The following is a 23,710-nucleotide window of genomic DNA, read 5'->3' on the forward strand; positions in this document are numbered from 1 at the left end:
CGTCTTGTCGTGGGTCTGCAGGTTGTTGAGCAGCGTGGTGGCGATCCGGGCGCCGGTCATGCCGAACGGGTGGCCCAGCGCGATCGCCCCGCCGGACACGTTCAGCTTGTCCTCGTCCATGCCCAGCTCGCGCGCCGAGGCCAGCACCTGGACCGCGAACGCCTCATTGATCTCGTACAGGTCGATGTCGCCGATCGACATGCCGGCGCGGTGCAGCGCCTTCGTGCAGGCCTCGATCGGGCCCAGGCCCATGATCTCCGGCGACAGGCCGCTGACCCCGGTGGACACGATGCGTGCCAGCGGCGTCAGTCCGAGCTCCTTGGCCTTGGTGTCGCTGGTGATGATCAGGGCGGCCGCGCCGTCGTTCAACGGGCACGCGTTCCCCGCCGTCACCGTGCCGTTGGGCCGGAACACCGGCTTGAGCTCGCTGACCTTCTCGTAGGTGGTCCCGGCCCGCGGGCCGTCATCGGTGCTGACGGTGCTTCCGTCCGGCAGGGTCACCGGGGTGATCTCACGCGCGAAGAAGCCGCTCTTGATCGCCTCCTCCGCCCGGTTCTGGCTGCGCACCCCCCAGCGGTCCTGCTCCTCGCGACTGATCCCCGTCAAGATCGCGACGTTCTCGGCGGTCTGACCCATCGCGATGTAGACATCGGGCAGGTTGCCGTCGGCCCGGGGGTCGTGCCATTCCTCGGCGCCCGCCGCAGCGGCCGCCGCCCGCTCCTCCGCCGCGTCGAACAGCGGATTTTTGGTGTCCGGCCACGAGTCGGAGTTGCCCTTGCCGAAGCGGGAGACCGTTTCCACGCCCGCGGAGATGAATGCGTCGCCCTCGCCCGCCTTGATCGCGTGGAACGCCATCCGGGTGCTCTGCAGTGACGACGAGCAGTACCGGTTGACGGTGGTGCCCGGCAAGAAGTCGTAGCCCAGCTCGACGGCGACGACGCGCGCCATGTTGAACCCGGACTCGCCACCGGGCAGGCCGCAGCCCAGCATGAGGTCGTCGATCTGGTGCGGGTCGAGCGCGGGAACCTTGTCGAGCGCGGCGCGCACCATCTGGGCGGCCAGGTCGTCAGGCCGCATGCTGACCAGCGATCCCTTCATGGCGCGGCCGATCGGTGAGCGAGCAGTGGAGACGATGACAGCTTCAGGCATGGGAGATTTCCTTCACATCCGATGGGCGTGCAAATCCAATGGGGCGCGCTCGCCTCATGAGCCGTTGGTACGGTCAGCGCCGACCGGCCCGGACGAGACCAACCCAAATCTAATCGGTGCCCGCCGGCTGGCATGACGACGGGGCGGCTGGCTGTGTCTCCGGGCGCCGCCACAAACGCGACAACACCGGGCGACCCGCCGGAGCGGGTGAGGGCGAAAGGGTGTTCTCGGGGCACTCCTCGGTGTCGCCGAGCGCGTCGTAGAGCGCCGGCAACAGCGCGTATGCGGCCAGGGCATACGCGGACGACGAGGGGTGGTAGCCGTCGGCGGAGAACATCGAATCCGGGGTGGCGCGGAACTGCGGGGCCAGCAGATGCGCCAGGGGCACCGGCACCCCGCCTGCGGCTCGCACCGACGCGGCCTGGGCGCGGGCCAACTGGGAGGTGCGTGCGTGGGCCAGCGAACGCAGCGGCTGCGGGATCGCGCTGATCACCCCGAGGTCCGGGCAGGTGCCGACGACGACCACCGTGCCGTGGGTACGCAACTTGCGGACCGTCAGGGCCAGCCGTTGCGCCGACGGGCCGACGCCGTTGAGGGCGGTCACGTCGTTGGCGCCCAGCATCATCACCGCCGCATCCGGCGGGGGACCGGCGACGAACATCGCATCGACCTGACCGCACACCCCCTTCGACGTCGCGCCGACGATGGCTTTCGTGCTCAGCCGGACACGACCGCCGGTCCGCTCGGCGAGCCCGCGGGCGATGAGCACGCCCGGCACTTCTTCGGCGCTCGTGCAGCCGTACCCGGTTGCCGTCGAGTCGCCGAAGATCATCAGGTGCAGGTCGAAGTCAATGCCGCGGTGCCACCGCTCGACCGGCCCGCCGCCGGGGGCGTAGATGCCGTCGGCGCGCGGCGGGATTTCCCAGGATTTTGGGATCAACGTGCGCGCGTGGGTCGCCTGGCCGAGCAGCAGGTTGCGAGCGCCCAGGTACGCGGTACCCGTCGAGGCGAGAGCCCCCGCCGTGGCCAGGGCGATCGTCGAACGACGCAGCACCCGGATGGTCACGTTGATGAGTTTAGCCCGGCTCCGGGGTTTGTACGGTCGCGATATGAACAATCTGATCACGTTGTGAATCAGATGTGATATCGAATCCGGCTGTCCAAACGTCTTCTGTGGCAACGCGTGTCAAGCTGACTTTCAACGGAGTGGCTAAACGGATCGTCGGACGCCGGCGTGTCAGACGCTTAGCCGCCCCGGCGCATGCCGTATCGGACTACAAAGGCGTATCGGACTACAAAGGCGTATCGGACTACAAAGGCGTAGGAAGTGTTGAGCATGACCGTATTTCGCGACGAGTCCAGCTTGCCCCGGCCTGTCATCCGCACCCACGACGTCCGCAAGGCGCGCAGGTCTGGGGCTCGCCGATTCGCCATCAGCGGCGGTGCGCCGGTCGAGGTCCTCGAATCCGGACCCAGTATCGCCGCCCGGGTGGCCGGACTGGCTTCGCGGCTGACGATACGGCCGGTGCTGGCCGTGGGCAGCCATGCCCCCAACGTGCCCTGGCCCTGGGGCCTGATCGACCTCGCATCGCGGGCGCTGCTCCCGGTCTCGGCCACGGTGCGCGAGACCGTGACATTGCGCAACGCCACGGCGCAGATGGTGCGTGCTCCCGGGGTGCTGCCCGCGGACGGGACCCGTCGGGTCGTCGTCTACCTGCACGGCGGAGCGTTCCTGACGTGCGGCGCGAATTCGCACGGCAGGCTCGTCGAGGCGTTGTCGGAGTTCGCCGACTCACCGGTCCTGGTGGTCAATTATCGGCTGCTGCCCAAACATTCGATCGGGATGGCCCTCGACGACTGCCACGACGGGTACCAATGGCTTCGCTTGCGCGGTTACCAGCCCGACCAGATCGTGCTGGCCGGGGACTCGGCGGGCGGCTACCTGGCGCTGGCGCTGGCGCAACGCCTGCAACGGGGGGAGGACGAGGTGCCGGCGGCGCTGGTGGCGATCTCGCCGCTGCTGCAGCTGGCGAAGGAATGCAAGCAGTCGCACCCGAACATCAAGACCGACGCAATGTTCCCCCCGAAGGCGTTCGACGCCCTCGACGTTCTCGTCACCAGTGCGGCCGCGAAGAACACGGTGGACGGTGAACCCGAGGAGATCTACGAGCCGCTGGAGCACATCACCCCCGGCCTGCCGCGCACCCTGATCCACGTGTCGGGCGCCGAGGTGTTGCTGCACGACGCACAGCTGGCGGCCCGCCGGCTGGCGGCAGTCGGTGTGCCGGCCGAACTGAGGGTCTGGCCTGGTCAGATCCACGACTTCCAGCTTGCCGCGCCGATGGTGCCGGAGGCGGTCCGGTCGCTGCGCCAGATCGGTGAGTACATCCGCGAGGCCACCGGGTAGCTGACCGGCGCCGGACTGAGACGATGAGCGCATGCACATCGCGCAGCACATCAGTGACCTGATCGGCGGGACGCCACTGGTGCGCCTGCACGCCGTCGTCCCCGCCGGTGCCGGCGCCGTGGCAGCCAAGGTCGAGTACCTCAACCCCGGCGGCAGCTCCAAGGACCGGATCGCCGCGAAGATGATCGATGCCGCCGAGGCCGGCGGGCAGCTCAAACCGGGCGGCACCATTGTCGAACCGACGTCGGGCAACACCGGCGTCGGTCTGGCCCTGGTCGCCCAGCGCCGCGGCTACCGGTGCGTCTTCGTGTGTCCCGACAAGGTCAGCGAGGACAAGCGCAACGTGCTGATCGCCTACGGCGCGGAGGTCGTCGTATGTCCGACGGCGTTGCCGCCGGAGCACCCGGACAGCTATTACAGCGTGTCCGACCGGCTGACCCGGGAGATCGACGGGGCCTGGAAACCCGACCAGTACGCCAACCCGGACGGGCCGGCCAGCCACTACGAGACGACCGGCCCGGAGATCTGGGCCGATACCGACGGCCGGGTCACCCACTTCGTCGCCGGGATCGGCACCGGCGGGACCATCACCGGCGCCGGCCGCTACCTCAAGGAGGTGTCCGGCGGGCGGGTGCGCATCGTCGGGGTCGATCCTGAGGGCTCGGTGTATTCGGGCGGCAGCGGCCGGCCGTACCTGGTCGAAGGGGTTGGCGAGGACTTCTGGCCGGCGGCCTACGACCCGAGCGTGCCCGACGAGGTCATCGCGGTGTCGGATTCCGACTCGTTCGACATGACCCGGCGGCTGGCCCGCGAGGAGGCGCTGCTGGTCGGCGGCTCGTGCGGAATGGCGGTGGTGGCCGCGGTGCAGGTGGCCGAGCGGGCCGGGCCCGATGCCCTCGTCGTCGTCTTGTTGCCCGACGGCGGCCGCGGCTACCTGTCGAAGATCTTCAACGACGCGTGGATGTCGTCGTACGGATTCCTGCGCAGCCGCCTGGATGGCTCCACCGAGCAGCCCGCGGTAGGTGAGGTGCTGCGCGGAAAATCCGGCGCTCTACCCGATCTGGTGCACACCCATCCCTCCGAGACGGTCCGCGACGCCATCGGCATCCTGCGCGAGTACGGCGTGTCCCAGATGCCGGTGGTCGGCGCCGAGCCCCCGGTGCGGGCCGGTGAGGTCGCCGGAAGTGTCTCCGAGCGCGAACTGCTCTCGGCGGTCTTCGAGGGCCGCGCCAAGCTGGCCGACGCCGTCTCGCAACACATGAGCCCACCACTGCCGATGATCGGCGCCGGCGAGTCGGTCGGCGCTGCCGGCAGAGCCCTGCGCGACTCGGATGCCTTGATGGTGGTGGAACACGGCAAACCGGTCGGTGTCATCACCCGGCATGATCTGCTGGGGTTCCTTTCGGATACGCCGCGCGGGCGCTAGCGCAAGCGTCGTTCGGATCGTGCGGCCGTTTCGGGCGGCCGCTGCAGCAATCGGCTGCTCAGGTACTGTTGGGCGGCCCGGTTCGCCCGATCCGCAGGGGGAAGGTTCCTTGCCCATGACCGACCAACCGCCACCCGGCGGGGCCTTCCCGCCACCGCCGCCGCCCGGTTCCTCCCCTCCGCCTCCCCCCGGGGGCGGTTCCTACCCCCCGCCGCCCCCGTCGTCGGGGGGTTACGCCCCGCCGCCACCCGGGCCGGCGATCCGCACGCTGCCGAAGCAGGACTACACCGCGTGGTTTTCGCGGGTGCTGGCGTTCATCATCGACATCCTTCCGGGCATTGTCGTGGTCGGCACCGCGTCCTTACTTTTCCCCCTGCCGAATCTGTGCATCGTCCAGGTTCCCCACAGCAAGCCGGTTTGCTTCGTGCAGGTCTCGCTCCTCGATGCGCTGGCGCTGGCGTTGGCGGCGGCCGTGGGACTGTTCTACCTGATCTGGAACTACGGCTATCGGCAGGGAACGACCGGGTCCAGCATCGGCAAGTCGGTCATGAACTTCAAGGTGGTCAGCGAGATCACCGGTCAGCCCATCGGTTTCGGGAAGTCTTTACTGCGGTATCTCGCGCATGTCGGCGACGCGATCATCTGTTTCGTCGGTTTTCTCGTCCCGCTGTGGGATGCCAAGCGGCAGACGTTGGCCGACAAGATGATGTCGACTGTCTGCCTGCCGATCGGGGGCAGGCAGACACCCGGATGAGCACAGAGCGCGGCACGCCAATCCCCAAGACCGCCGGACTGGCCACCCGGGCCATCCACGCCGGCTACCCGCCGGATCCCGCGACCGGGGCGGTGAACCCCCCGATCTACGCCAGCAGCACGTTCGCCCAGGACGGCGTCGGGCACCTGCGCGGCGGTTTCGAGTACGCGCGCACCGGCAACCCGACCAGGGCCGCGCTCGAAGCTTCGCTCGCAACTGTCGAAGAGGGCGCGTACGCGCGGGCGTTCAGTTCCGGGATGGCGGCCGCCGACTGCGCCCTGCGGGCGATACTGAGGCCCGGCGACCACCTGATCATCCCGACCGATGCCTACGGCGGCACGTTCCGCCTCATCGACAAGGTGTTCACGCAATGGGGCGTCCGCTATACGCCGGTGGCGCTGTCAGACCTGGACGCCGTTCGCGCGGCGATCGCCCCGCAGACCCGGCTGATCTGGGTCGAGACACCGACCAACCCGTTGCTGTCCATCGCCGACATCGCCGCCATTGCCGAGATTGCCGAGATCGTGCAACTCGGGGCGGATCTCGGTCCGAGAGTGCTGGTCGACAACACGTTCGCCTCACCTGCGCTGCAGCAGCCGCTGACGCTGGGTGCCGACGTCGTGCTGCACTCGTCCACCAAGTACTTGGGTGGGCACTCCGACGTGGTGGGCGGGGCGCTGGTCACCAATGACGAGGAGTTGGACGGCGCCTTTGGTTTCCTGCAGAACGGGGCCGGCGCGGTGCCGGGCCCGTTCGACGCCTACCTGACGATGCGCGGCCTCAAGACGCTGGTGCTCAGGATGCAACAGCACGGCCAGAACGCTCTGGCCGTGGCCCAATTTCTCGCCGGGCACCCCGCGGTGAGCGCCGTGCTGTACCCCGGTCTGGCCGGCCACCCGGGGCATGAGATCGCGGCACGGCAGATGCGGGGCTTCGGCGGCATGGTCTCGGTACGGATGCGCGGCGGGCGCCGCGCCGCCCAGGACCTGTGCGCGCGTACCGGGGTGTTCATCCTGGCCGAGTCCCTGGGTGGGGTGGAGTCGCTGATCGAGCATCCCAGCGCCATGACACACGCGTCGGCGGCCGGTTCGCAGCTGGAGGTTCCCGACGACCTGGTGCGGCTGTCTGTCGGCATCGAGGACGTGGCTGACCTGCTGGCCGACCTCGACCAGGCGTTGCGCTAACCCCCGCGCAGCTGGTCAGGAGTGGTAAGGCTCCGCACTGAGCAGCTTGACCTCGACGGTGCGGCCGTTGGGAACCGTGTAACTGCGGGTCTCGCCGACCTTGGCGTCGATCAGCGCGCCGCCCAGCGGCGAGTTCGGCGAGTACACCTCGAGCTTGCCGTCGTTGACGCCCTCCTGGCGGGTGGCGATCAGGAACGTCTCGGTGTCCGACTCGTCGCCGTTGTAGCAGACCTTCACAACCGAACCGGGCAGCGCGACGCCGGACTGCTTGGGCGCCTCGCCGACCTTTGCGTTGCTCAGCAGATCCTGCAGCTGTCGGATGCGGGCCTCCTGCTGGCCCTGCTCCTCGCGCGCGGCGTGGTAGCCGCCGTTCTCCCGGAGGTCACCCTCCTCGCGGCGGTCGTTGATCTCGGCGGCGATGACCGGGCGGTTGGCGATCAACTGGTCGAGCTCGGCCTTGAGTCGGTCATGTGATTCCTGGGTCAGCCAGGTCACCTGAGTATCCGTCATCTCGTCGCGCTCCTCGTGTTCACGCTTCCGCCTCGTCGCGTCAGCCTCTGTCCTGCCCCGCCCCGGGAGTGTTCGGGTCCCCCCCGGGTGACGCCGATCCGTCCCGCCCACGGCCATTAATGCAGCAATACACGGTCCCAGCTGGAACCGTGCGTTGCTTTACGTTACCACCACGGAAACGTCCGGTGACGCACAAATTCGCAGTTCGGTGTCCGCGCCGCGGTCAGGATGGCCGCAGATAAGCGGGTACGTCGGTGCCACAGCCATAGATGTCGGCCATCATCGGCGGCCGGGAGGATTTCACCGTTGTCGTCACCTGCACCGTGGCCTGGTCGGATGGCGGGACCAACACCTCCCGCCGGCCGGTCTCGCTGCCGTCCTGCGCGCGAACCCGCACGATGCAGTCCGCCGGTCGCGACGGGTCCGAGCGTGTCACGCTGATCGTCACCGAGGCCGTCTCGTCGTCGATGACGCGATACCCGGCCAGCGAACCCGAGACGTCGCTGGTGCCGAGCCGTTGGTAGCCGATGACGGCGACTCCGACCCCCGCCGCGATCGCAAGGACGGTCAGCGCGATCACCACGGGCCGCCGCGACGTACCCGACAGCCGGGATTGCCCGTAACGGCCCGCGGGTCGTGGAATAAACGGCTCGCTCACGCGTGATTCATCTCTGGACGGCGACCGGGCGTCCCCGGCCCGGGGGATGGCGACGATCGAGAACTGTAATTATAGGGTCGAGTGGGCCCGGCCGGCGCGGCGCGGCGCAGCGCGGAAGTCCACGAGGCATTTCCGCAGGAAGATTTTCCGCAGGAAGACTTTCCACAGGAAGACGATGTAGGGGGCATGTGAGCGAACTTCGGTTGATGGCGGTGCATGCCCACCCCGACGACGAATCCAGCAAGGGCGCGGCCACTCTGGCCAAGTATGCCGACAAGGGACATCGCGTGCTGGTGGTGACGTTGACCGGCGGCGAGCGCGGCGACATCCTCAACCCGGCGATGGACGTGCCCGACGTGCACGGACGCTTGGCGGAGGTCCGCCGCGACGAGATGGCGAAGGCGGCCGAGATCCTCGGCGTGGAGCACACCTGGCTGGGCTTCGTCGACTCCGGGTTGCCCCAGGGCGACCCGCCGCCGCCGCTGCCGGAGGGCTGTTTTGCACTGACGCCACTGGAGGAGTCGATCGAGGCGCTGGTGCGGGTGGTCCGTGAGTTCCGGCCGCACGTCATCACCACCTACGACGAGAACGGGGGCTACCCGCACCCCGACCACATCCGCTGCCACCAGGTCTCGGTCGGCGCCTTCGAGGCGGCGGGCGACTATCGGCGCTTTCCGGATGCCGGGGAGCCGTGGACGGTGGCCAAGCTGTACTACATCCACGGCTTCCTGCGGGCTCGGCTGCAGTTGCTGCACGACGAATGTGTCAAGCACGGGCGGGACGCCCCCTTCGCTAAGTGGCTCGAGAACTGGGATCCCGAGCATGACCCGTTCGAGTCGCGGGTCACGACGCGCGTCGAGTGTTCGGCGTATTTCGCCCGGCGCGACGATGCGCTGCGGGCGCATGCCACGCAGATCGACCCCAACCATGACTTCTTTGCTGCTCCGATCACATGGCAGGAGCGGCTCTGGCCGACCGAGGAATTCGAGTTGGCCCGCTCCCGGGTGCCGGTCCGCCTGCCCGAGGACGACTTGTTCGCCGGAATCGAGGTCGACGGATGAATCACATCCTGCTGGCAACAAGTGTCACAGTGTGGGCCGACGGCGCGCCACGCAACCACGGACCCGACTTCGGCAAGGCCAGTCCGCTGGGACTGCTGGTGATTGTGCTGCTGCTGATCGCCACGCTGCTCCTGATGAGGTCGATGAGCCGGCAGCTGAAGAAGGTGCCCGCATCGTTCGACCCCGAGCATCCGGCCCCCGACCCGGCCCCGGACCCCGAGCATCCGGCTCCCGACCCGGCCCCGGACGAGGGCACCGGCCCGGACCCGGCCCCGGACGAAGGCGCCGGCCCGGCCCCGGACGAGGGCGCCGGCCCGGCCCCGGACGAGGGGACCGACGGCGCAAAACCGACAGAGGGGTCCGGTGATGAACCCCGCTGACCTTTCCGAGACGAACACCCTCGGGCTGGCGGCCAGTCCATATCTGCGCCAGCACGCCGACAATCCCGTGCACTGGCAGCAATGGACGCCGGAGTCGCTGGCGGTCGCGGCTGCGCGCGACGTGCCGATCTTGCTGTCCGTCGGCTACGCCGCCTGCCACTGGTGTCACGTCATGGCCCACGAGTCGTTCGAGGACCATCAGGTGGCGGACGCGATGAACGCGGGGTTCGTCTGCGTCAAGGTCGACCGGGAGGAGCGGCCGGACATCGACGCGGTCTACATGAGCGCCACTGTCGCGCTCACCGGGCGGGGCGGGTGGCCGATGACGTGTTTCTTGACGCCTGACGGCCGGCCGATCTTCTGCGGCACCTATTACACGAAAAAAGATTTCCTGCAGATCCTTTCGGCGGTCACCCAGGCCTGGCGGGAACGGCGCGACGAGGTCGAGGAGGCGTCCGACCGCATAGCCGGGGAGTTGCGGGCGATGACGGACGCGTTCTGGGAGCAAGCAAGCGGGGGCCCGGCGTTGGTCCCCGCAGTCTGCGACTACGCAGTCGCGTCGCTCCTGGCCGGCGAGGACAAGGTCAACGGCGGCTTCGGCGACGCACCCAAGTTCCCGTCGGCCGCCGTTCTCGAGGCGTTGTTGCGCAACTACGAGCGCACCAAGTCGCGGGCCTCCCTGGAGGCGGTCGAACGCGCCGGCGGCGCGATGGCCCGTGGCGGCATCTACGATCAACTGGCCGGCGGCTTCGCCCGCTACAGCGTCGACAACGCCTGGGTGGTTCCGCATTTCGAGAAGATGCTCTACGACAACGCGCTGCTGCTGCGCGCCTATGCGCACTGGTTCCGCCGCACCGGAGATCCGCTGGCCCGCCGCGTCACCGCCGAGACAGCGCGGTTCCTGCTCGTGGAGCTCTCCGACGCCGACATGTTCGTCTCGTCGCTGGACGCCGACGCCGACGGCCGCGAGGGTTCGACCTACGTCTGGACCCGCAACCAGCTGAGCGATGCGCTCGGCGATGACGACGGCCGTTGGGCCGCAAAAATTTTCACGGTAGCCCGATCCGGCACGTTCGAGGACCGGACCTCGGTGCTGCAGCTGCGCGAAGACCCCGACGACCCGCAACGGCTGGAGCGGGTGCGCTCGGCGCTGCTGGCCGCCCGCCGCACCCGGGCCCAGCCGGGACGCGACGACAAGGTCGTCACCTGCTGGAACGGGCTGGCGATTGCCGCCCTCGTCGAAGCCGGCGTGGCCCTGGACGAGCCGGAGTTGGCCCGCGCCGCGGCGCGGTGTGCGGCGAAGCTGCTGGAACTGCACGTCGCCGACGGCCGGCTGCGGCGTTCCAGCTTGGGCGGGGTGGTCGGTGACAGCGCCGCCACCCTGGACGATCACGCCACGCTGGCCGCCGGGCTGCTGGCGCTGTATCAGGTGACCGCCCAGGAGAACTGGCGCACGGGTGCGATCGGGCTGCTGGACACGGCGATGCAGCACTTCGCCGATCCGTACCGGCCAGGCCGCTGGTTCGACACCGCCGACGACGCCGAAGAGCTGATGCTGCGGCCCGCCGACCCGTTGGACGGGGCGACGCCGTCGGGCGCGTCGTCGATCACCGAAGCGCTGCTGACCGCCGCGCATCTGGTCGACGGGCCCCGCGCCGAGCGGTACCTGCAGGCGGCCTCCGATTCGCTCAATGCGCATTCGATACTGCTGTCGCAGGCGCCCCACTCGGTCGGTAACTGGGTGTCCGTCGCCGAGCTGGCGGTTCGCGGGCCGCTGCAGATCGCGGTCGCCTGCGACCCGGCACACTCCGAGCTGCTGTCCGAGGCCCGCCGCCTGGCGCCCGGCGGGGCGATCGTCATCGGAGGGGCGCCGGACTCGTCGGCGTTGTTCGCCGGCCGCAGTCGGGTGCGCGACGCCGACACCGCCTACGTGTGCCGCGGCCGGGTGTGCGATCCCCCCGTGACCCGGGCAGCCGATCTGGCCGCGGCCCTGGGTGTCCCCCGACGATAGCCCGACCGTTACCCTGCCTCACATGCCGCACTCCGACGACCGGACTCGAGCGATCACCGACACCGTCAACCGCTACATCGCGCTGATCGCCACGGGCAGCGCCGACGACCTGGTCGAGCTGTATGCCGACGACGCCTCCGTCGAGGACCCGGTCGGCGGCGAGGTGCACATCGGCCGGCAGGCGATCCACCGTTTCTACTCCGCGATCGACGACGCACGGCGCGAATGCGAACTGGTGTCGCTGCGGGTGGCCGGCGACGAGGCGGCTTTCCAGTTCCGGCTGACTGTGAACACCGGCGGTCACCGGATGGTGATCGAGCCGATCGACGTCATGGCCTTCGACGATCGCGGCAGGATCGCGACGATGAAGGCGTACTGGTCGGCCGCCGACGTGACCCAGCTCTGAAGGTTCGCCTCGATCAGGCGGGGTGGCCGACGTAGAAGACGGCCAGCCACATCGCGATGTAGTGCAGAATCGCCGCGAGCACGGTGAACGCGTGGAACACCTCGTGGTAGCCGAAGGTGCGCGGCCACGGGTCGGGCCAGCGCAGCCCGTAGAACACCCCCCCGACGCTGTACAGCACACCGCCGACCGCCAGCAGTACCATCGCGGCCACCCCGGCCGTGTGGATGATTGTCGGGGAGTACCACACCGCCACCCAGCCCAGCAGCAGATACAGCGGCACGCCCACCCACCGGGGTGCCGTCGGCCAGAACACCGTCAGCAGAATCCCGGCCACCGCGCCGCCCCACACGATCCACAGCACCACCACCCCGGTGTTCTGCGGCATGGCCAGGCGCGCAAACGGGGTGTAGCTGCCGGCGATGAACAGATAGATCGTCGAATGGTCCAGCCGTCGCATCCACAGCCGTGCGGTCGCCGATTTCCACTGGACGCGGTGATAGGTCGCGCTGACGGCGAACATCGCCACCGTGGCGGCGGCGTAGACCAGTGTCGAATGACCCGCGCGCGGCGAGGCGACCGCCCAGGAGACCGACACCAGCGTCGCCCCGCACACCACCGCCAACCACGCCGAGTAGAAATGGATCCAGCCGCGCATCCGCGGCCTGGTTAAAACGTCGGCGGCACCTTTGACGAGCTCTTCGACCGGGTTCTCCTGGCCGCGCCCCGGTGCTCTGGGCCCCGCATTGGGCCCCGCATTGGGCCCCGAATTGGGCCCCGAATTGGGGGGAGTGCTGGTCTGGCTGCTCATGGCTCCTTTTTCCTGCCACATCGAGTGCGTGTCGAGTGCGTGTCGAGTGCGTGTCGAGTGCCTGTCGAGGGCCTGTCGTGCGACCACCCTAGCCGCGAATGGTTACGCGACGGTGTCGGCCGTTCGCGGCATCCGGTGCAGTGACGGTCGAAATCGCTGGGCCCGACAGTAGGGTGGGTCTTCGTGGAGATCATTCCGCCCCGGCTCAAGGAACCGCTCTACAAGATCTACGAGCTGCGGTTGCGGCAGGGCTTGGCCGCCTCACGAGCCGAATTGCCGCGCCACATCGCGGTCCTGTGCGATGGGAACCGGCGCTGGGCGCGCGACGCCGGTCACGACGACGTCAGTTATGGGTACCGGATGGGGGCGGCCAAGATCGCCGAGATGCTGCGCTGGTGCCAGGAGGCGGGCATCGAGATGACCACCGTCTATCTGTTGTCCACCGAGAACTTGCAGCGCGATCCCACCGAGCTGGCCGGGCTGATCGAGATCATCACCGAGGTCGTCGAGGAGATCTGTGCGCCGGCCAACCGCTGGAGCGTGCGCACCGTCGGGGACCTCGAGCTGCTCGGCGAGGAGCCGGCCCGGCGGCTGCGCGGCGCGGTGAAGTCCACACCGCTCGCGGCGTCCTTCCATGTCAACGTCGCGGTCGGCTACGGGGGACGCCGGGAGATCGTCGACGCGGTGCGGGCGTTGCTGAGCAAAGAACTCGCCAACGGCGCGACCGCCGAGGAACTCGTCGACGCCGTGACCGCCGACGCCATCTCCGAAAACCTCTACACCTCTGGGCAACCCGACCCCGACCTGGTGATCCGCACCTCGGGCGAACAACGCCTGTCCGGCTTCCTGCTGTGGCAGAGCGCGTACTCGGAGATGTGGTTCACCGAGGCGCACTGGCCCGCGTTCCGCCGGGTGGACTTCCTGCGCGCGCTGCGCGCCTACAGCGCGCGGCACCGCAGGTACGGCAGGTAGCCGAGACGGCCGACGTGCTGCAACCGGGCTGCAACCGGGCTGCAACCGTGCCTGTGGCGACCCCCACGTTGACGAACCGGATGCAGCGGCGCCGCGGCCGTTACGCTCGCAGCCGGGGCATCGACTACCGAAGACTACCGAAGACCACCGAAGACTACCGAAGACTACCGAAGACTACCGAAGACTACCGAAGACCACCGAAGACCACCGAAGGGGCACGGGAATGGCTATGTCGACGATTCCTCCCGCGAAAGTCGTCCGGGCGATAGAACGTGCCAGGCATCACCTGGGCCGGCTGTACCGCCGGACGCTTCCCGCTCCGGCGGTCCTGCTGGAAATGCTGATGGACGCGTGGGTGTCGCAAGCGATCACGACGGCGGCCGACCTCGGCATTGCCGACGCGCTGGCGAAAGGTCCGCTCTCGGCCGCGGATTTGGCGAAGGCGGTCGATGCGGACACCGACGCGCTCGCCCGATTGATGCGCGCCCTGATCTCGCGCGGGATTTTTCGCCGACGCCGCGACGGCCGCTACGACCTGACCCCGTTGGCGCAGCCGTTGCGTCGCGACGCCGAGGTCTCCCTGGCCGCGTGGGCCAGATGGGCGGGTTCGCCCCAGTTGCGTGAGCGTTGGAGCCATCTGACCGAGGGTATCCGCGAGGGTCGGTGCGTCGCCGCCGAGATGCGCGGCCAGAACATGTTCGACTACCTGGCCGGCCAGCCGGAACTGAACGCCATCTTCAACGAGGCCATGACCAACGTGTCCGAACTCTCGATCGCCCCGCTCATGGCGGCCTACGACTTCGGGCGCTTCGGTGCCAACCCCACCGTCGTCGACGTCGGGGGTGGGCACGGCCGGCTGCTTTCGGCCATCCTCGCCGCCACACCGCAGGCGCGCGGCATCCTGTTCGACATGCCCCAGGTCGTGGCGGGCGCCGTGGAGGGACTCCGCCGATACCGTGTCGACGGCCGCGTCGAGATCGCCGAGGGATCGTTTTTCGACGACGTCATACCCGCCGGTGGCGACGTCTACGTCCTCAAGAACGTGATTCACGACTGGCTCGACGACGACGCGGAGCGCATCTTGCGCAACGTGCGCTCGGCGTGCGGCAAGGGCAAGCACGTCGTCCTTGTCGAACTGGTGATCCCCACCCACGACCGAGATTTCGCGGGCAAATGGCTGGACCTGGACATGTTCGTCAGCGCCGCCGCGGCCGAACGCACCGCCGAGGAATACGGTCGGCTCCTGCGGCGCGCCGGCTTCCGGCTGGTGCGGGTGGTCGAAACCGCGTCCCCGTTCAGCCTCATCGAAGCCGAAGCGGTATAGGCGCGGGTCCCGGCCGCTACAGTTTGCGCAGACGCAGCCGGTTGATGGAGTGGTCGGCGTCCTTGCGCAGCACCAGGGTCGCGCGGGGCCGGGTGGGCAGGATGTTCTCCACCAGGTTGGGCCGGTTGATCGACCGCCAGATCTCGCGCGCGGCGGCGACGGCCTTGGTGTCGTTGAGGGCCGCGTAGTGGTGGAAGTGCGATTCGGGATCGGCGAACGCCGTGCTGCGCATCGCCAAAAACCGCGAGACGTACCACTGCTCGATGTCTTCGATGCGCGCATCCACATACAGCGAGAAGTCGAACAGATCCGACACCATCAGGGTCGGACCGGTCTGCAGGACATTGAGGCCCTCCAAGATCAGGATGTCGGGATGCCGGACCACCTGCTTTGCTCCTGGAATGATGTCGTAGTGCAGGTGGGAGTACACCGGCGCGCACGCGTACTCCGACCCGGACTTGACCGTCGTCACGAAGCGCATCAGCGCCCGCCGGTTGTAGCTTTCGGGGAAACCCTTGCGGTGCATGAGGTTTCGCCGGTCCAGCTCGGCGTTCGAGTGCAGGAAGCCGTCGGTGGTCACCAAGTCGACCCGCGGGTGGTGTCCCCAGCGGGCCAGCAGGGCCTTGAGCACGCGCGCGGTCGTGGACTTGCCGACCGCAACGCTGCCGGCAACGCCGATGATGAACGGCACCGGCCGATCCGGGTTCTGCTGCGGCTCGCCGAGGAACTCGGCGGTGGCAGCAAACAGACGCTGGCGGGCGGCGACCTGCAGGTGGATGAGTCGAGCCAGTGGAAGGTAAACCTCTTCGACCTCGAGCAGGTCGAGCTGCTCGCCGAGTCCGCGCAGGCTGACGAGTTCGGCTTCGGTCAGCGCCAGCGGCGTCGACATGCGAAGCGCACGCCATTGCTTTCGGTCGAACTCGACATAAGGACTCGGCTCGCTAAGCCGCGGCATGCTGCAAGTGTGGCAGGGGCCGTCGGGCGCTCAACGCCTGGGCTGGCCAAAAGCGCCGCTCGATAGACTGGCGCTTGTGACTGCTGCACCTGACGCTCCCGCCACCTCGCCCGGCACGGCCACCTCGCCCGGCGCGGCCTCTGTGATGTCCGCCCCGCTCGCCGAGGTCGACCCGGACATCGCGGAGCTGATCGGCAAGGAGCTGCACCGGCAGCGCGACACCCTGGAGATGATCGCGTCGGAGAACTTCGTGCCGCGTGCGGTGCTGCAGGCCCAGGGCAGCGTGCTGACCAACAAGTACGCCGAGGGGTTGCCCGGCCGGCGCTATTACGGCGGCTGCGAGTACGTCGACGCCGTGGAGAACATCGCCCGCGACCGGGCCAAGGCGCTGTTCGGCGCCGAGTTCGCCAACGTCCAGCCGCATTCGGGGGCCCAGGCCAATGCCGCGGTGCTGCACGCGTTGATGACGCCGGGGGAGCGGCTGCTGGGTCTGGATCTGGCCAACGGCGGACACCTCACCCACGGCATGAGGCTGAACTTCTCCGGCAAGCTCTACGAGGCCGGCTTCTACGGCGTCGACCCCACCACTCACCTCGTGGACATGGACGCCGTGCGGGCCAGGGCGCTCGAGTTCCGCCCGAAGGTGATCATCGCCGGCTGGTCGGCCTACCCGCGGACCCTCGACTTCGCGGCGTTCGCCTCGATCGCCGACGAGGTCGACGCCAAGCTCTGGGTGGACATGGCGCACTTCGCCGGCCTGGTGGCCGCCGGCCTGCACCCGTCGCCGGTGCCCCACGCCGATGTGGTGTCCACCACCGTGCACAAGACGCTCGGTGGCGCCCGCTCCGGGATGATCCTGGGTAAGCAGGAATACGCCAAAGCCGTCAACTCGGCGGTGTTCCCGGGCCAGCAGGGCGGGCCGCTCATGCACGTCATCGCGGGCAAGGCGGTCGCACTCAAGATTGCCGGCACGCCGGAGTTTGCCGACCGGCAGCGGCGCACGCTGTCCGGTGCGCGCCTGATCGCCGAACGGCTGGTCGCTCCCGACGTCGCCAAGGCCGGTGTGTCGGTGATCAGCGGCGGCACCGACGTCCACTTGGTGCTGGTCGACCTGCGCGACTCGCTGCTGGACGGCAAGGCCGCCGAGGATCTGCTGCATGACATCGGCATCACCGTCAATCGCAACGCGGTCCCCAATGACCCCCGGCCGCCGATGGTGACCTCGGGGCTGCGGGTGGGTACGCCGGCGTTGGCCACCCGCGGGTTCGCCGACGCCGAGTTCGCCGAGGTCGCCGACATCATCGCCACCGCGCTCGCGGCGGGTGCGTCGGCCGATGTCTCCGCGCTTCGGCAACGGGTCACCAGGCTGGCGTCGAACTTCCCGCTCTACGAGGACATCGAGGACTGGACGCTGGTCGACCGCTGACGGCCGGCCCGCCCGAAGAGGACCCCGAAGAGGACCCTGAAGAGGACCAAAGTCACCAATCGGTTGCGACACGAGCGGAGAATTTCACACACCTGTGTACCCGGGTTACAGTAACCCCATGGCACAGAAACCTGTCGCTAACGCGCTGACCTTGGAACTCGAGCCCGTCGTCGAAGCGAACATGGACCGACACCTCAACACCGAGGAACTCTGGTTCGCGCACGACTACGTGCCGTTCGAACGCGGGGAGAACTTCGCCTTCCTCGGTGGCCGCGACTGGGATGCGTCCCAGGTGACGCTGCCCAAGGACATCACCGATGCCTGCGAGATCCTGCTGCTTCTCAAGGACAACCTCGCCGGACATCACCGCGAGCTCGTCGAGCACTTCATCCTCGAGGAGTGGTGGGGCCGCTGGCTGGGCCGCTGGACCGCCGAGGAGCACCTGCACGCGATCGCGCTGCGCGAATATCTGGTGGTCACCCGCGAGGTCGACCCGGCCGCCAACGAACAGGCGCGCGTCGAGCACGTGATGAAGGGCTACCGCGCCGACACCTACACCCAGGTCGAGACTCTGGTGTACATGGCGCTCGCCGAGCGCACCCATGCGGTTTTCTGCGCGAACCTGGCGGCCAAGGTCGAGGAGCCGGTCCTGGCCGGGCTCGTCGACCGCATCGCCCGCGACGAGGCGCGGCACGAGGAGTTCTTCGCCAACCTCGTCGCACACTGCCTCGAGCACACCCGTGACGAGACCATCGCGGCGATCGCCGCCCGCGCCGCCGACTTGCAGGTCCCCGGCGCCGACATCGATGCGTACCAGGACAAGGTGAGCAACGTCGCCCAGGCGGGCATCTTCGGTCCCGCGCAACTGCGGCAGGCGATCTCGGACCGCATCACCGCCTGGGGGCTGGCCGACGAGCCCGCGTTGCGGCAGTTCGCCGCGGGTTAGACACCTCGGCGCGCCTGCGCGGCGCGTGGGCGACGACGAGAGTAGCGTCGTCGGTGATGGCCAGCGACAAGCTCAGCTGCCAGGGCGGCACCTCCCGTCAACGCAACGGCAGGACCGGCCCCGGTCCTGGTGCCGCGATTCCCACCGACATGCCTGTGTGGGGCCGCGCTGGCTCAACCCGCTCGAGGAGCGCCACGTGACCGATATCCGGACCTACGTTCTCGACACCTCCGTGCTGCTGTCCGACCCGTGGGCGTGCAGCCGGTTCGCCGAGCACGAGGTGGTGGTTCCGCTGGTGGTGATCAGCGAACTGGAAGCCAAACGCCACCATCACGAGCTGGGGTGGTTCGCGCGCCAGGCGCTGCGCCTTTTCGACGATCTCCGTCTGGAGCACGGACGGCTGGATCAGCCGATTTCCGTTGGGAACCAAGGCGGTACGCTGCACGTCGAGCTCAATCACACCGACCCCGCGGTGCTGCCGGCCGGCTTCCGCACCGACAGCAACGACTCCCGGATCCTGAGCTGCGCGGCCAACCTCGCGGCCGAAGGCCGGCGAGTTACGTTGGTCAGCAAGGACATTCCACTTCGGGTCAAGGCCGCCGCGGTGGGCCTGCCCGCCGATGAGTACCACGCCCAGGACGTTGTGGCCTCCGGATGGTCGGGTATGCACGAGATCGACACCGCCGCCGAGGACATCGACGCGCTGTTCGCCGACGGCGAGATCGACCTGGTCGAGGCGCGGGATCTGCCGTGTCACACCGGGATTCGGCTTCTTGGCGGCAGCTCCCATGCGCTCGGCCGGGTCACCGCCACCAAGCGCGTCCAGTTGGTCCGCGGTGACCGCGAGGTGTTCGGGCTGCGCGGGCGTTCCGCCGAGCAGCGGGTCGCGCTCGACCTGCTGCTCGACGAGTCGGTGGGGATCGTCTCCCTGGGCGGCAAGGCCGGCACCGGGAAGTCGGCGCTGGCGTTGTGCGCGGGCCTGGAGGCGGTGCTGGAACGGCGGACCCATCGCAAGGTGGTGGTGTTCCGTCCGCTGTACGCGGTCGGCGGCCAGGAGCTGGGCTACCTGCCGGGCAGCGAGAGCGACAAGATGGGTCCGTGGGCGCAGGCGGTGTTCGACACCCTCGAGGGCCTGGCCAGCTCGGCCGTCCTCGAGGAGGTGCTGTCCCGCGGCATGCTCGAGGTGCTCCCACTCACCCACATCCGCGGCCGCTCGCTGCACGACTCGTTCGTCATCGTCGACGAGGCGCAGTCGTTGGAGCGCAACGTCCTGCTGACGGTGTTGTCCCGGCTGGGCACCGGTTCGCGGGTGGTGCTGACCCACGACATCGCCCAGCGCGACAACTTGCGGGTCGGCCGCCACGACGGGGTCGCGGCGGTGATCGAGAAGCTCAAAGGCCACCCGCTGTTCGCCCACATCACGCTGCTGCGCAGCGAGCGTTCGCCGATCGCGGCGCTGGTCACCGAGATGCTCGAGGAGATCGCCGGACCGCACTGAAACGTTCCGGCCGGTAGGCTTCCAGCGTGCCGAAACGACCCGACAGCCAGGCCTGGCGCTATGGGCGCATGGTGTTCGGTGTCGTGGCGGCCGTCGCGGTGCTGGTGGTCGGCGGCCTCACCGGCCACGTCACCCGCGCGGAGGACCTCAGTTGCGCCGTGGTCAAGTGCGTCGCGCTGACGTTCGACGACGGGCCCAGCCCGTTTGACGCTCGGCTGCTGAAGATATTGCAGGACAACGACGCCAAGGCGACCTTCTTCCTGATCGGCAACAAGGTGGCAGCCGACCCGGCCGGGGCCAGGCGCATCGCCGACGCGGGTATGGAGATCGGCAACCACACCTGGGAACACCCCAACATGGCGACCATCCCCACCCAGGACATCGCCGGCCAGTTCGCGCGGGCCAACGACGCGATCACCGCCGCGACCGGCCGCACGCCCACGCTGTACCGCCCCGCCGGCGGGCTGTCCGACGAGGTGGTGCGCCAGACCGCCGCCCGGTACGGGTTGGCCGAAATCCTCTGGGATGTCATCCCTTTCGACTGGGCGAACGACTCGAACACGGCGGCGACGCGCTCCATGCTGATGACCTACGTCAAGCCCGGTTCCGTGGTGTTGTTCCACGACACCTATTCGAGCACGGTGGACCTGGTGTACCAGTTCATCCCGGTGCTCAAGGCCAACGGCTACCGGATGGTGACGGTCAGCGAACTACTCGGGTCGCGGGCGCCGGGCAGCAGCTACGGCAGCCGGGAGAACGGGCCGCCCGCCAACGTCCTGCACGACATCCCGGCGAGCGAGATCCCGCCGCTGCCCGACACGCCGTCACCGCGGCCGATGCCCAATTTCCCGATCACCGACATCCCGGGCCAGAACTCGGGCGGGCCGAACAACGGTGCCTAAGAGGGCGCTGAATTAGGGGGTTTTGGGACCGGCCGGGATCGGCGGCAGCCCGGGAGTGCTACCGGTGAATACGGGACCGGTGACCCCACCGGCACCGCCGGCACGCAGGGCGCAGCAGGCAAGAACAGCTAAGGCACGTTGCCGGGCCCGCTCTGATCAGGCCCGCTGGGCTGCTTCCGGAGTGTGCGGCGGAGCGTCCACCCTGCGAGGCCGCTCCGAGGGCGCTCCGAGGCCTACTTCTCGGCTGCGGCGGGTGAGGAGGCCGGGTCAGACTGGCCGGGTCAGACTGGCCGGGTCAGGACTCGTCCGGGGTAGCGTCGGCTTCGACCCGGGCCATCGCCAAGACGTCGAGGCGGCGGTCCAGCTCCTCGATGGAGAGCTTGTCTCCGATCAGGCCGCGATCGATCACGGTCTGCCGAATCGTCTTGCGCTCCTTGAGTGCCTGTTTGGCCACCGCCGCGGCCTCCTCGTAACCGATCGCCGAATTCAACGGCGTCACGATCGACGGGGAGGACTCGGCCAGCTCCCGCAGGTGCTCGACGTTGGCCGTCAGGCCGGCAATGCAGCGCTGCGCGAACAGCGTCGACACGTTGGTCAGCAGCGTGAACGATTCCAGAATGTTGCGCGCCATCATCGGGATGTAGACGTTGAGCTCGAAGGCGCCGTTCGCCCCGCCCCAGGCGATCGCGGCGTCGTTGCCGATCACCTGCGCGGCAACCTGCGTAACAGCTTCCGGCAGAACAGGATTCACCTTGCCCGGCATGATCGAGCTCCCCGGCTGCAAGTCGGGCAACCGGATCTCGGCCAAGCCGGTGAGCGGGCCGGATCCCATCCAGCGGACGTCGTTGGCGATCTTGGTCAACGACACGGCGATGGTGCGCAAGGCGCCGGAGGCCTCGACCAATCCGTCGCGGGCGGCTTGGGCCTCGAAAGAGTTTGTCGCAGTGCGTAACTGCGCGATTCCCGTCCGCTCCACCAGCACCGCCACCACCTTGGTGCCGAAGCCGTCGGGGGCATTGAGGCCGGTGCCGACCGCGGTGCCGCCGATGGGCAGCTCCCCGAGCCGGGGCAGGGTGGCGCGCACCCGTTCGATGCCGGCCTCGACCTGGCGGGCGTACCCGCTGAACTCCTGGCCGAGTGTCACCGGAACCGCGTCCATCAGGTGCGTGCGGCCCGACTTGACCACCGTCTGCCACTCGTCGGCCTTGCCGGCCAACGCGTTCTGCAGCACCTCCAGCGCGGGGATCAGGTGGCTCACCGCGGCCTCGGTGGCCGCGATGTGGGTGGCGGTGGGGAAGGTGTCGTTCGAGGACTGCGACATGTTGACGTCGTCGTTGGGGTGCACCGTGACCCCGGCCCTGGCTGCAATCGAGGCGATCACCTCGTTGGTGTTCATGTTGGAGCTGGTGCCCGAACCGGTCTGGAAGACGTCGATGGGGAACTGGTCGTCGTGGCGGCCGTCGGCGATCTCGGCCGCCGCGGCCATGATCGCGTCGGCCTTGTCCGGGGCCAGCAGCCCGAGGTCCTTGTTCACCTGGGCGCAGGCGCCTTTGAGCAGGCCCAGCGCCCGGATCTGGGCGCGTTCCAGGCCGCGGCCCGAGATGGGGAAGTTCTCCACGGCGCGTTGAGTCTGGGCCCGCCACAACGCTTGTGCGGGTACCCGGACCTCGCCCATGGTGTCGTGCTCGATGCGGTACTCGGCGTTGTCGGAGCCGTCGTCGGCCATTGCTGAAGGTCCTCGCTGGTGGTGGGGCTGGGCTGGTGGTGTGGCTGGGCTGGTGGTGGGGCTGGTGGGTGGGTTTACGGCAGGGGGTAGGCGGCGGAACTGTCGCCGGTGAAGTCGATCGCGGAGTACTCGTTGAGCTTCGCGAGCCGGTGGTAGGCCTCGATCATGCGCACGGTGCCGGACTTCGACCGCATCACGATCGACTGGGTGGTGCAACCGCCGGGGTAGTACCGCACTCCTTTGAGCAGGTCGCCGTCGGTGACCCCGGTTGCGCAGAAGAAGACGTTCTCCCCGGACACCAGGTCCTCGGTGGTCAGCACCTGATCGAGGTCGTAGCCGGCGTCGAGTGCCTTGCGGCGCTCCGCGTCGTCAATCGGCGCCAGCTGCGCCTGGATCGCGCCGCCCATGCAGCGGATCGCCGCGGCGGCGATGATGCCTTCGGGGGTGCCGCCGATCCCGGCCAGCATGTCGGTGCCCGACTGGTACCGGCACGCCGAGATCGCGCCGGCGACGTCGCCATCGGTGATCAGCCGGATGCGGGCCCCGGTGGCTCGGACGTCTTCGATCAGCTTCGCGTGCCGGGGCCGGTCCAGGATGCACACCGTCATGTCCCGCACCGACAGATGCTTCACCGCGGCGACCGCCCGGACGTTCTCGGCGATCGGTGCGGTGACGTCGATCACCTCCGCCGCCTCGGGCCCGACGGCGATCTTGTTCATGTAGTAAACGGCCGACGGGTCGAACATCGCCCCGCGCTCGGCGACGGCCAGCACCGAGATCGCGTTCGGCATGCCCTTGCTCATCAGCGTGGTGCCGTCGATCGGGTCGACGGCGAAGTCGCAGTCCGGGCCGTCGCCGTTGCCCACTTCCTCGCCGTTGTAGAGCATCGGCGCGTGGTCCTTCTCGCCCTCGCCGATGACGACCACGCCGCGCATCGACACCGAGTTGACCAGTTCGCGCATGGCGTCGACGGCGGCGCCGTCGCCGCCCTCCTTGTCGCCGCGGCCCACCCAGCGGCCGGCGGCCATGGCGCCGGCCTCGGTGACGCGCACCAGTTCGAGCGCCAGGTTGCGGTCCGGAGGCTCCCCACGCGAGCGCGGGTGCGCCGACCCGCGGCCCCCGGCGGCCGGCGACGAGGCGGGTTCCGAAGGTCGGTCGCCCTCAACTGTCATAGCTGCTGATTGTTCCAGAAGCACGCCGGTCCGCC

22 protein-coding genes are annotated in these 23,710 nt (G+C 68.8%); 14 read left to right on the forward strand and 8 right to left on the reverse strand.

Features of this window, described 5'->3' with window-relative positions; translation table 11 throughout:
* Both ACOJVU_RS03590 and ACOJVU_RS03595 read right to left on the reverse strand, forming a co-directional pair.
* On the reverse strand, positions 1-1,149 hold a 1,149-nt coding region (locus tag ACOJVU_RS03590), incomplete at its 3' end, for an acetyl-CoA C-acetyltransferase (protein WP_421528526.1).
* 109 nt (positions 1,150-1,258) lie between these two features.
* On the reverse strand, positions 1,259-2,203 hold the full coding sequence (locus tag ACOJVU_RS03595; protein WP_421528572.1) for an SGNH/GDSL hydrolase family protein: 945 nt from the start codon (positions 2,201-2,203) through the stop codon (positions 1,259-1,261).
* A gap of 282 nt (positions 2,204-2,485) precedes the next feature.
* Between ACOJVU_RS03595 and ACOJVU_RS03600 the strand changes: the two genes are divergently transcribed.
* The 4 genes from ACOJVU_RS03600 (at position 2,486) to ACOJVU_RS03615 (ending at position 6,920) form a co-directional block, all read left to right on the forward strand.
* On the forward strand, positions 2,486-3,556 hold the full coding sequence (locus ACOJVU_RS03600; RefSeq protein ID WP_421528527.1) for an alpha/beta hydrolase: 1,071 nt from the start codon (positions 2,486-2,488) through the stop codon (positions 3,554-3,556).
* Between the two features lie 31 nt (positions 3,557-3,587).
* Positions 3,588-4,982: a cystathionine beta-synthase gene (locus ACOJVU_RS03605; protein ID WP_421528528.1), complete on the forward strand. Its 1,395-nt coding sequence runs from the start codon at positions 3,588-3,590 to the stop codon at positions 4,980-4,982.
* A gap of 115 nt (positions 4,983-5,097) precedes the next feature.
* Positions 5,098-5,736 (forward strand): RDD family protein, encoded by a 639-nt coding sequence (locus ACOJVU_RS03610; RefSeq protein ID WP_421528529.1) that lies wholly within the window; start codon positions 5,098-5,100, stop codon positions 5,734-5,736.
* Positions 5,733-6,920 (forward strand): cystathionine gamma-synthase, encoded by a 1,188-nt coding sequence (locus ACOJVU_RS03615; RefSeq protein ID WP_421528530.1) that lies wholly within the window; start codon positions 5,733-5,735, stop codon positions 6,918-6,920. The genes ACOJVU_RS03610 and ACOJVU_RS03615 overlap by 4 nt, the downstream gene beginning before the upstream one ends.
* Positions 6,921-6,935: 15 nt before the next feature.
* On the opposite strand, the gene greA is transcribed toward ACOJVU_RS03615, so the two are convergent.
* Positions 6,936-7,430, reverse strand: a complete 495-nt coding sequence (gene greA / locus ACOJVU_RS03620) for a transcription elongation factor GreA (RefSeq protein ID WP_421528531.1) — start codon at positions 7,428-7,430, stop codon at positions 6,936-6,938.
* A gap of 223 nt (positions 7,431-7,653) precedes the next feature.
* Positions 7,654-8,088, reverse strand: a complete 435-nt coding sequence (locus ACOJVU_RS03625; RefSeq protein ID WP_421528532.1) for a DUF4307 domain-containing protein — start codon at positions 8,086-8,088, stop codon at positions 7,654-7,656.
* Between the two features lie 188 nt (positions 8,089-8,276).
* Between ACOJVU_RS03625 and mca the strand changes: the two genes are divergently transcribed.
* From mca to ACOJVU_RS03645, 4 genes are read left to right on the forward strand one after another with little or no spacing between them, the layout of a single operon-like run.
* Entirely contained in the window at positions 8,277-9,149 is an 873-nt protein-coding gene (gene mca, locus ACOJVU_RS03630; protein WP_421528533.1) for a mycothiol conjugate amidase Mca, read from the forward strand.
* On the forward strand, positions 9,146-9,529 hold the full coding sequence (locus ACOJVU_RS03635) for a hypothetical protein (RefSeq protein ID WP_421528534.1): 384 nt from the start codon (positions 9,146-9,148) through the stop codon (positions 9,527-9,529). Before mca ends, ACOJVU_RS03635 begins: the two co-directional genes overlap by 4 nt.
* Entirely contained in the window at positions 9,516-11,540 is a 2,025-nt protein-coding gene (locus ACOJVU_RS03640; protein ID WP_421528535.1) for a thioredoxin domain-containing protein, read from the forward strand. Before ACOJVU_RS03635 ends, ACOJVU_RS03640 begins: the two co-directional genes overlap by 14 nt.
* A gap of 22 nt (positions 11,541-11,562) precedes the next feature.
* Positions 11,563-11,946, forward strand: coding sequence for a nuclear transport factor 2 family protein (locus ACOJVU_RS03645; protein WP_421528536.1), 384 nt, complete (start codon positions 11,563-11,565; stop codon positions 11,944-11,946).
* 13 nt (positions 11,947-11,959) lie between these two features.
* Here ACOJVU_RS03645 and trhA read toward each other — a convergent pair whose 3' ends face one another.
* Positions 11,960-12,754, reverse strand: a complete 795-nt coding sequence (gene trhA / locus ACOJVU_RS03650; RefSeq protein WP_421528537.1) for a PAQR family membrane homeostasis protein TrhA — start codon at positions 12,752-12,754, stop codon at positions 11,960-11,962.
* 183 nt (positions 12,755-12,937) lie between these two features.
* Here trhA and ACOJVU_RS03655 point away from each other — a divergent pair, with 183 nt between their 5' ends.
* Positions 12,938-13,726 (forward strand): (2Z,6E)-farnesyl diphosphate synthase, encoded by a 789-nt coding sequence (locus ACOJVU_RS03655; protein WP_421528538.1) that lies wholly within the window; start codon positions 12,938-12,940, stop codon positions 13,724-13,726.
* Between the two features lie 223 nt (positions 13,727-13,949).
* Positions 13,950-15,050, forward strand: coding sequence for a methyltransferase (locus ACOJVU_RS03660; RefSeq protein WP_421528539.1), 1,101 nt, complete (start codon positions 13,950-13,952; stop codon positions 15,048-15,050).
* A gap of 16 nt (positions 15,051-15,066) precedes the next feature.
* On the opposite strand, the gene coaA is transcribed toward ACOJVU_RS03660, so the two are convergent.
* Positions 15,067-16,005, reverse strand: coding sequence for a type I pantothenate kinase (gene coaA, locus ACOJVU_RS03665; protein WP_421528540.1), 939 nt, complete (start codon positions 16,003-16,005; stop codon positions 15,067-15,069).
* 145 nt (positions 16,006-16,150) lie between these two features.
* Between coaA and glyA the strand changes: the two genes are divergently transcribed.
* The 4 genes from glyA to ACOJVU_RS03685 all read left to right on the forward strand — a co-directional run bounded on the left by glyA (position 16,151) and on the right by ACOJVU_RS03685 (position 20,777).
* The gene (gene glyA, locus ACOJVU_RS03670; RefSeq protein WP_421528573.1) at positions 16,151-17,431 is read left to right on the forward strand and encodes a serine hydroxymethyltransferase; all 1,281 of its coding nucleotides are present in this window, start codon (positions 16,151-16,153) and stop codon (positions 17,429-17,431) included.
* A 118-nt stretch (positions 17,432-17,549) separates the two neighbouring features.
* Entirely contained in the window at positions 17,550-18,377 is an 828-nt protein-coding gene (locus tag ACOJVU_RS03675) for an acyl-ACP desaturase (RefSeq protein ID WP_421528541.1), read from the forward strand.
* A gap of 196 nt (positions 18,378-18,573) precedes the next feature.
* Positions 18,574-19,875 (forward strand): PhoH family protein, encoded by a 1,302-nt coding sequence (locus ACOJVU_RS03680; protein ID WP_421528542.1) that lies wholly within the window; start codon positions 18,574-18,576, stop codon positions 19,873-19,875.
* A gap of 26 nt (positions 19,876-19,901) precedes the next feature.
* The gene (locus tag ACOJVU_RS03685; RefSeq protein WP_421528543.1) at positions 19,902-20,777 is read left to right on the forward strand and encodes a polysaccharide deacetylase family protein; all 876 of its coding nucleotides are present in this window, start codon (positions 19,902-19,904) and stop codon (positions 20,775-20,777) included.
* 295 nt (positions 20,778-21,072) lie between these two features.
* Here ACOJVU_RS03685 and ACOJVU_RS03690 read toward each other — a convergent pair whose 3' ends face one another.
* Both ACOJVU_RS03690 and glpX read right to left on the reverse strand, forming a co-directional pair.
* The gene (locus tag ACOJVU_RS03690; RefSeq protein ID WP_421528544.1) at positions 21,073-22,503 is read right to left on the reverse strand and encodes a class II fumarate hydratase; all 1,431 of its coding nucleotides are present in this window, start codon (positions 22,501-22,503) and stop codon (positions 21,073-21,075) included.
* A gap of 74 nt (positions 22,504-22,577) precedes the next feature.
* Entirely contained in the window at positions 22,578-23,675 is a 1,098-nt protein-coding gene (gene glpX / locus ACOJVU_RS03695) for a class II fructose-bisphosphatase (protein WP_421528545.1), read from the reverse strand.
* Positions 23,676-23,710: the final 35 nt, after the last annotated feature.

Source organism: Mycobacterium sp. THU-M104 (assembly GCF_049197365.1).
Classification (GTDB): domain Bacteria; phylum Actinomycetota; class Actinomycetes; order Mycobacteriales; family Mycobacteriaceae; genus Mycobacterium.

Coding starts and splice junctions, on each gene's coding strand:
- ACOJVU_RS03600 (WP_421528527.1), top strand. CDS start 2,486: ATGACCGTATTTCGCGACGAGTCCAGCTTGCCCCGGCCTGTCATCCGC.
- ACOJVU_RS03605 (WP_421528528.1), top strand. CDS start 3,588: ATGCACATCGCGCAGCACATCAGTGACCTGATCGGCGGGACGCCACTG.
- ACOJVU_RS03610 (WP_421528529.1), top strand. CDS start 5,098: ATGACCGACCAACCGCCACCCGGCGGGGCCTTCCCGCCACCGCCGCCG.
- ACOJVU_RS03615 (WP_421528530.1), top strand. CDS start 5,733: ATGAGCACAGAGCGCGGCACGCCAATCCCCAAGACCGCCGGACTGGCC.
- greA (WP_421528531.1), bottom strand. CDS start 7,430: ATGACGGATACTCAGGTGACCTGGCTGACCCAGGAATCACATGACCGA.
- ACOJVU_RS03635 (WP_421528534.1), top strand. CDS start 9,146: ATGAATCACATCCTGCTGGCAACAAGTGTCACAGTGTGGGCCGACGGC.
- ACOJVU_RS03640 (WP_421528535.1), top strand. CDS start 9,516: ATGAACCCCGCTGACCTTTCCGAGACGAACACCCTCGGGCTGGCGGCC.
- ACOJVU_RS03645 (WP_421528536.1), top strand. CDS start 11,563: ATGCCGCACTCCGACGACCGGACTCGAGCGATCACCGACACCGTCAAC.
- trhA (WP_421528537.1), bottom strand. CDS start 12,754: ATGAGCAGCCAGACCAGCACTCCCCCCAATTCGGGGCCCAATTCGGGG.
- ACOJVU_RS03660 (WP_421528539.1), top strand. CDS start 13,950: ATGGCTATGTCGACGATTCCTCCCGCGAAAGTCGTCCGGGCGATAGAA.
- coaA (WP_421528540.1), bottom strand. CDS start 16,005: ATGCCGCGGCTTAGCGAGCCGAGTCCTTATGTCGAGTTCGACCGAAAG.
- glyA (WP_421528573.1), top strand. CDS start 16,151: ATGTCCGCCCCGCTCGCCGAGGTCGACCCGGACATCGCGGAGCTGATC.
- ACOJVU_RS03675 (WP_421528541.1), top strand. CDS start 17,550: ATGGCACAGAAACCTGTCGCTAACGCGCTGACCTTGGAACTCGAGCCC.
- ACOJVU_RS03690 (WP_421528544.1), bottom strand. CDS start 22,503: ATGGCCGACGACGGCTCCGACAACGCCGAGTACCGCATCGAGCACGAC.
- glpX (WP_421528545.1), bottom strand. CDS start 23,675: ATGACAGTTGAGGGCGACCGACCTTCGGAACCCGCCTCGTCGCCGGCC.